This window comes from Myxococcus sp. AB025B, assembly GCF_006518215.1.
GTDB classification, from domain to species: domain Bacteria; phylum Myxococcota; class Myxococcia; order Myxococcales; family Myxococcaceae; genus Myxococcus; species Myxococcus fulvus.
Map to the genome: position 1 here is coordinate 1 of NZ_SRLW01000398.1, position 7,468 is coordinate 7,468.

4 protein-coding genes are annotated in these 7,468 nt (G+C 72.5%); 3 read left to right on the forward strand and 1 reads right to left on the reverse strand.

Annotated features, from left to right (window positions below):
* The coding region (locus FL311_RS38945; RefSeq protein ID WP_141332713.1) for a sigma 54-interacting transcriptional regulator at positions 1-1,197 on the forward strand (1,197 nt) is incomplete at its 5' end.
* Between the two features lie 69 nt (positions 1,198-1,266).
* Positions 1,267-1,779 (forward strand): hypothetical protein, encoded by a 513-nt coding sequence (locus FL311_RS38950; RefSeq protein WP_141332714.1) that lies wholly within the window; start codon positions 1,267-1,269, stop codon positions 1,777-1,779.
* A gap of 11 nt (positions 1,780-1,790) precedes the next feature.
* Here the strand turns inward: FL311_RS38950 and FL311_RS38955 are convergent, their stop codons facing one another.
* Positions 1,791-5,900, reverse strand: coding sequence for a protein kinase (locus FL311_RS38955; RefSeq protein ID WP_141332715.1), 4,110 nt, complete (start codon positions 5,898-5,900; stop codon positions 1,791-1,793).
* Between the two features lie 329 nt (positions 5,901-6,229).
* Here FL311_RS38955 and rsgA point away from each other — a divergent pair, with 329 nt between their 5' ends.
* Positions 6,230-7,318 (forward strand): ribosome small subunit-dependent GTPase A, encoded by a 1,089-nt coding sequence (gene rsgA / locus FL311_RS38960; RefSeq protein ID WP_141332716.1) that lies wholly within the window; start codon positions 6,230-6,232, stop codon positions 7,316-7,318.
* Positions 7,319-7,468: the final 150 nt, after the last annotated feature.

The following is a 7,468-nucleotide window of genomic DNA, read 5'->3' on the forward strand; positions in this document are numbered from 1 at the left end:
CGGGGCGAGCGGCTGCTGGATGGACTGCGGGACATCGACGGGGGCCTGCTGCCGTGCGTGGCGCTGGACGCGGAGCGCTCGGCGGACGCCCTGGGCATGGTGGGGCAGAGCCTGGCCCTGGGCCGCGTGCGCACCCGCGTGCGGCAGGTGGCGGACCTGGAGGTGCCGGTGCTCGTGCGGGGGGAGACGGGGACGGGGAAGGAGCTGGTCGCCCGGGCGCTGCATCAGCGGAGTCCTCGTCGCAGGGGGCCGTTCATCAGCGTCAACCTGGGCACGCTGGCACGCGAGCTCGCGGCCTCGGAGTTGTTCGGCGCGCAGCGTGGGGCCTACACAGGTGCGTCGCAGAGTCGCGAGGGGTTCTTCCGCGCGGCCCATGGCGGCACGCTCTTCCTGGACGAGGTGGGTGAGGCGCCTCCGGAGGTGCAGGTGGCGCTCTTGCGCGTGCTGGAGACCGGGGAGGTGTTCCCGGTGGGTTCACATACGCCCGTCGTCACGGACGTGCGGCTGGTCGCCGCGACGGACGCGCCCTTGGAGGAGCTCATCGAGCAGGGGCGGTTTCGCGCACCACTGTTGCATCGGCTCTCCGGTTACACGCTCCAGATGCCGGCGCTGCGGGAGCGGCGTGAGGACATCGCGCTGCTCTTCCATCACTTCGCGCGGCTGGAGCTGGAGGCGCTGGGCGAGGCGTGGCGGCTGGAGCCCGAGGACCCCTACGCGGAGCCGTGGCTGCCCGCGTCGCTGGCGACGCGGCTGTTGGACTTCGAGTGGCCCGGCAACGTGCGCCAGCTTCGCAACGTGGTCCGGCAGCTGGTCATCAGCAGCCGGGGGCAGCCTCGGCTCCAGGTAGATGCGTCGCTGGAGGCGGAGCTGGGCTCCGGCAGGCGCGAGGAGCCCGTGGCGCTGACGCGCCGCAAGCCGGCGGAGGTGTCGGAGCGGGAGCTCCTGGAGGCGCTGCGGGAGTGCTCGTGGGATTTGAAGGGCACGGCGGAGCGGCTGGGCATCACCCGGGCATCGCTCTACAACCTGGTGGACCGCAGCCCGCACATCCGCACGGTGAAGGACGTGAGCGCGGAGGAGATCGCTCGCTGCTTCCACGAGTGCGCGGGGGACCTGGACGCGATGGTGCAACGGCTGGAGGTCTCCCGGCGCGCGCTCCAGCGGCGGGTCCGTGAGCTGGGGCTCGGGCCCGCCGAGTGAGGGTGTCATCCGGCGTGGCGGGCTCTCGGGGCCACGCTCCATTCAGTCGAACGACGTGAGGAGGCTCGCGTGATGAAGTTGCATGGGATGGCAGTCGTGATGTGGCTGGGAATGGGGTGTGCTCCGGAGCAGGCCGCGCCCGAGGAGGTCCTCGAGACGGGGGCGCAGGCGCAGGACGTCGAGTGTTCCAAGCTGCGGGAGGTGTCTTGCACCTTGGTTCACGGACTGTGTCCGAAGATCGCGCCGGACGAGGTGTGCACCATCACCATCGGACGGGGTCCGGAGCCGGTGACGCCCGCGTTCTCCTGCATCCATCGGAGGCAGTGGCTCAAGCTCCGGCTGGATGACGACGTGCCGCACGCCACCATCCACTTCGACGGTGACCCCTCGGGTCACCTCTTCGAGGGGGCGCCGTCGGACATCATCAAGCTGGACCCCTGGTACAGGCCTTCGTGGTGCGGAAAGGTCTCGGCCAAGGCGCGGTGGATGGACTATCCCTTCCGGGTGTCCTCGGGCACGGGAGAGGGCCAGCCTGGAGAGCTGGAGGTGGTGAGGGATCCGGGCGAGCCCGAGGAGGGGTGAGGACCGCTCGCTCAACGTGGTGAGGTCGTGAGCAGGGGGGCCCAGGTCCGCCCGAGTCGTGGGCGGGCCACCAGCGCGCGCGACAGGGCCTCGCGGGCCCGCTCTTGTTCATCGGGGGGCTGCGTGGGCGATGAGCGCACGCGCAGGAGTTCCAGCGCCGCATGCAGTGCGCGCGCCTCGAGGTCATCGGGGCGCACCTTCAGCACCGTGGATGCATGCGCGCGGCCTCGCTCCAGCGCGTCGCCTGGGGAGGCATCGGCGAGATGTCGGGCGAGGGCGTGGTCCATGAGGAGCCGCGCGAGCGCGAGCCGGTCGTCATGGGGACGCGCGCTGAGGGCGAGCACGGCCTCGTGCGCCTGCGCCGCCTCGGTGAAGACCGCCTCTTGCTCCCGCGGGAGGCCGGAGGGCGGAGGGCTCGCGATGAGGGGGGCTGTGCCTCGTGTCCCTTGCCATACGAGCGCCCTCAGGCGTCGGGCCTTCGCCACATAGCGCAGGGCTTCCTCATCGCGGGGATTGCGCGTCACCGCTTCGCGCAGCGCGAGCTCGGCGGCTTCGAGCGGGTGGACCACCTCGAGAGCGTCCCGCGGATTGCGTTGGGCCGCGTCGCGAGCAACAGCCTCGGGCGAGTGGTTCGCAGCATGCTCATCGCGCGGAGCGCGAGTTGCCACGCCTTGCATGGCATCTTCGCGCGGGTGGTTCGCAGCATGCTCATCGCGTGGAGCGCGCATTGCCGCGCCTTGCATCGCATCTTCGCGCGCGTGGTTTACCGCAGAGGCATCGCGTGGAGTGCGAGTTGCCGCGCCTTGCATGGCATCTTCGCGCGGGTGGTTCGCAGCATGCTCATCGCGTGGAGCGCGCATTGCCGCGCCTTGCATCGCATCTTCGCGCGCGTGGTTTACCGCAGAGGCATCGCGTGGAGTGCGAGTTGCCGCGCCTTGGACCGCATCTTCGCGCGCGTGGTTTACCGCAGAGGCCTCGCGTGGAGCGCGCGTTGCCACGTCGCGCAGGGTGGCCACGCGTGCGTGGCGGACCCCCAGGCCGCGCTCCCACACGTACGTCGCGAGCAGCAGCTCGGCGTGGCCCAGGTTGGCCCACGCCGTCGACAGCTCCGGCTGGAGCGCGAGCGCCGCCTGGGCCTCGCGCTTCGCGGCCTGGGCGTCCTCGCGCGGGTCCTCCCCGAGCTCCAGCCGATACGCCGCGCGCGCCGCCAGCGCCTCCGACAGGTTGCTGTACGTCAGTCCTTGTTTCGGCGCGAGCGCGCGAGCCCGGACGAAGGCCTCACGGGCCTCGTCGACAGCAGGGAACGGGGATTCTCCTCGCTGCCACGCATCGCGAGCACGCTCCAGGTGCACCAGCCCCACGCCACCGTGGAGCTGCGGCACCTCGGCGTTGAGCGCGAGCGCGCTTCGATACGAACCGAGCGCCGCGTCCAGCGCGGACCGTGCATCCTTGCCCGAGTCACGTGCGCGCGCCGCGCGGAGCGCATGCACCTGCGCTTCGTAGAAGTGGCTGACCAGGTTGCGCGGGTTGAGGCTCCGCGCCTTCTCCAGCGCCTCCCGGGCGCGCTCCAGATCCGCATCCGCCGTGGTGCTGCGCGGATTCGACGCGCGCTTGAACCAGGCGCTGCCCAGGTTGATCCACGCATCCGGCAGCGACTCGTCGATGCCGATGGCGGTGCGGTACGCCTCGATGGCGCGCTGCCGGTTGCCGAGCGAGTCCTCGCCCACCGCGTCCTCATGGTCCGCCCAGACCTTGAAGATGAGCCCCAGGTTCGCGTGATAGTCGTAGCCGCGCTCCCGCGGCGCCACCCCTTCGAACGCCTCGATGGACTGACGCAGCAGCGCGCGAGGGTCCTCGCTGCGAGCCTGCCGCAGCCGCGCCTCCTGCCAGAGCACCAACCCGAGCGCCTGCCGCGCCTCGCTGCGATTCGGCTCCACCTCGAGCGCCGCGCGCGCCGCCTTCAACGCGGCCTCCAGTGGCGCCCGCACATCCCCACCCTGTCTGCCGCGATACTCCGCGAGCCTGCGATGCAGCATGGCCTTGCGGACCAGCGACGGCACATGCCGAGGCGAGGCCGTGAGCCCGCGCTCCAACGCCTCCAAGGCCCGCTCCAGGTGGGGCGTCACGTCCCCCTGGCCATACATCCCCATGCGCAGCGCCACCTGCTCCACCCCCGCGAGCGCCAGGTGCGCCTCCGGCAGACTCTCCGCGAGCGACGCGGCCCGGGCATGCGCCCGTCGCGCCGCGTCCAGGTCCTCCTGCGCGGACTCGCGCCGCCCCGCATCCCAATGACTCGTGGCGCGCGCCACCAGCACATCCCCCCGCAGCAGCGGCGCCTCGAAGAACCAGGGCAGCCGCTCACCCAACGCATCCAGCCGCTCCAACGCGTCCGCGTACCGCTCCTCGTGGTACGCGAGCAGCGCCGCGACGTACTCGGCGGGGGGCAGGTCCACGTCGCCGCCCTTCCTCAACCACTCCAGCGCCGGCTCCCGATACTGCGCCACCAGCGCCTTGCGTCGCCCCTGCCGCTCCAGCGCGGGCAGGTGCTCGGACGCGCGCAGCTGCTCCTGGTAGAGCTGCCCCAGCGCGAGCGCCAGCGCGCACGCGACGCGAGGCGTCCGCGTCCCGTGGTGCCATGCGGCCTCCAGCGCCTCCTTCGCGCGCCCGGGCTCCCCCATCGCCAACCAGCCCCGTCCCAGCGCCTCGTTGCCCGGCCCCAGCGCGCGCTCGCCTCCCGCGCGCATCTCCCGAGCGATGTCCTCCAGGCGCGCCTCCAGCGTGCGCCGCTCCTCCCGCGTGTCGTGCAGCCGCGCCAGGGCGGTGTACCGGGCGCGGGCCTCCACGTGCTCGGCGAGCTCGGAGAAGCGGCGCGCGAGATGTTCGCGCACGTCCGCCTCGCGTCGGGCGAGCACCGCCTGCACCCCCGCGAGCAGCAACACCAGCCCCACCACCGCCGCCAGCGTCAGCCCCCGCCAGTGCCTGCGCGCCAGCCGCGCCATCCGGTAGCCCGGCCCCGTCGAGCGCGCGAGCACCGGCGCCCCATCGAGGAAGCGCCGCAGGTCCTCCACCAGCGCCCGCGCCGAGTCGTACCGGGCCCCGCGCTCCTTCTCCAGGCACTTGAGGACGATGGCCTCCAGGTCCGCGGGCACCTCGGGCGCCAGCGCGCGCGGAGGCCGGGGCTCCTCCGTGGGGATGCGGCTGAGCACCTCCAGCGCGTTGCTCCCGGGCACGGGCGCCTGGCCCACCAGGAGCGCGTAGAGCGTGGCGCCCAGCGCGTACACATCCACGCGCCGGTCCAGCCGGCTCACCTCGCCGCGCGCCTGCTCGGGCGCCATGTAGTGCGGCGTGCCCAGGATGGCCCCCGTGGCGGTGACGCCTTCGCCCGGCGCCCGCGCCAGCCCGAAGTCCATGACGTAGGGCTTCCACTGCCCGTCGGCCGTGCGCTCCACCAGGATGTTGGACGGCTTGATGTCGCGGTGGATGAGGCCGGCGCGGTGCGCCGCGTGCACGCCCTCGGCGGCCTGCGCCAGCAGCAGCGCCTTCTGCTCGACGGAGAGCTGGCTCGTGAGCTGCTGGAGCGGCAGGCCGTCCACGTACTGCATCGCGATGTACGCGCGCCCCTGGACCTGGCCCACCTCGTAGACCTTGCACACGCGCTCGTGCTCCACGCGCGCCTGGGCCTGCGCCTCCGCCACGAAGTGCCTCACCCGCCCGGGCTCGTCGTCCTTCACGAACTTGAGCGCCACGAGCCGCCGCAGCACCAGGTCCTGGACCAGGAAGACGCGCCCCATGCCGCCCTGGCCCAGGAAGCGGATGGGCGCATAACGCTCCCAGCCCGGCACGGGGAAGGGGGGCTCGGCCTCCAGGGCCTCGGGCTCCAGCGGGCGGGGCGCCCCGACCTGGACCGTGGGCGGGCCCACGAGCGCCTCCTGGAGGGCGGCCCGGGAGGCGCTCCGGAGGGAGGCGAGGGTGGCCTCGGACAGTCGCCCCCGGGCATGGAGCAGGTCCAGGGGGCCTTTCTGCTCGCGCTCGACGGCCGCCCGCAGGGACTCCACCTCGTCGTCGGCCAGCAGGCCCTCGAGGAGCACCGCTCGCAGCTCCGCCTCGTCGTCCTCGCGCATCGGTGGTCCCCGGGCGCGCGCGCGTCCGGGCCCCGCCGGAACGCCGTGCGGGGAGGGTTGTACCACCCCGCCCCCGACGACATCCCGTGCAGGCACCGGGCTGGATTGATATGCAGGGAGCGCCGGACGGCGATGGACGCCGCCCCGCCCGGTCCCGGAGGGCCCCATGTACGCCGATATTGATCTTGCCGCGGTGGGAGTCCCGTTCGCCCGGAGGACGGCGGCCTGAACAGGCCGACGTGAAGGTCCGTCACAGCGCGGTCCTCGCTCCGGGTGCCCTGACGAATCCAGGTGCGCCGCAGGCACCGCCTTGTCCGGAGTCCTTCTCAGTGTCTCTCGAAACTTTTGGTTGGGGGCCCCAGCTGGCCCAGGCTTTCTCCCTCCTCGTCGAGTCGTCCCCTCTTCCCCTCGTCCCCGGCCGCGTGGTGCGCCAGGCGCGAGGGCTGCTCACCGTCCAGACCGCGGAGCGCACCCTGCTGGCGCGCACCGCCGGCCGGCTGCTCCACCAATCCTCCAGCGCCGAGTCCCTGCCCACCGTGGGTGACTGGGTGGCCCTCCAGCTGCCTCCGGGCGAAGGGGAGGGGATGCTCCACGCCGTGCTCCCCCGCAGGAGCCTGCTCGCGCGCCGCGAGGTGGGACGCGAGAGGGAGGTGCAGCTCATCGCCGCCAACCTGGACGTGGTGCTCCTGGTCGCCGGCCTGGACGGGAACTTCAACCCCCGCCGCATCGAGCGTGCCCTCACCCTGGCCTGGACGAGCGGCGCCTCCCCCGCGGTGCTGCTCACCAAGGCCGACCTCCATGACGACGCCGACGCCGTCGTCGAGGAGGTCTCCGCGCTGGCTCCCGGCGTCCCCGTGCTGGCCCTGAGCTCCAGGACCGGCGAGGGGCTGGACGCCGTGCGGGCCCTCATCCCCGAGCACCGCACCGGCGCCCTGCTGGGCTCCTCCGGCGTGGGCAAGTCCACCCTCGTCAACCGCCTGCTGGGTGAGTCGCGCCTGGCCACGCAGGAGGTGCGCTACGAGGACGACAAGGGGCGTCACACCACGACCCACCGCGAGCTGTTCCGCCTCCCCCACGGGGGGCTGCTCATCGACGGCCCCGGCATGCGCGAGCTGGGGCTGCTCGGCGAGGAGGAGAAGGCGATTGAGCAGGCCTTCACCGACATCCTCGAGCTCGCCGAGGGCTGCCGCTTCCGCGACTGCACGCACCAACGTGAGCCCGGCTGCGCCGTCCGCGCCGCCGTCCAGTCCGGAGCCCTCCCCGAAGCGCGCCTCTCGAGCTTCGAGAAGCTGCAAAAGGAGAAGGCCTTCCAGGCGCGTCAGTCGAGCACCGCGCTGCAGAAGGAGCAGCGGCGCATCGACAAGAGCCGCTCCGTGCAGGGTTGGGAAATCACCCGCGCCAAGCGGCGGCGGGACTGAAACCCGGACCGAAAATTCGCCGTAAATCCTCCACTCAAGGATTCCGACGGGTCGCGTTTGGATATTTCGAAAGGTGGGGACACCCGGGCAGAGCCTGGATGTCCGAGGGCTTCGGGCGCTGAGCGTCCGGGCAGGTGGGTGGGGGGAGTG

Excerpts from the sequence above, each read along its gene's own strand:
- FL311_RS38955 (WP_141332715.1), bottom strand. The coding sequence starts at position 5,900 with ATGCGCGAGGACGACGAGGCGGAGCTGCGAGCGGTGCTCCTCGAGGGC.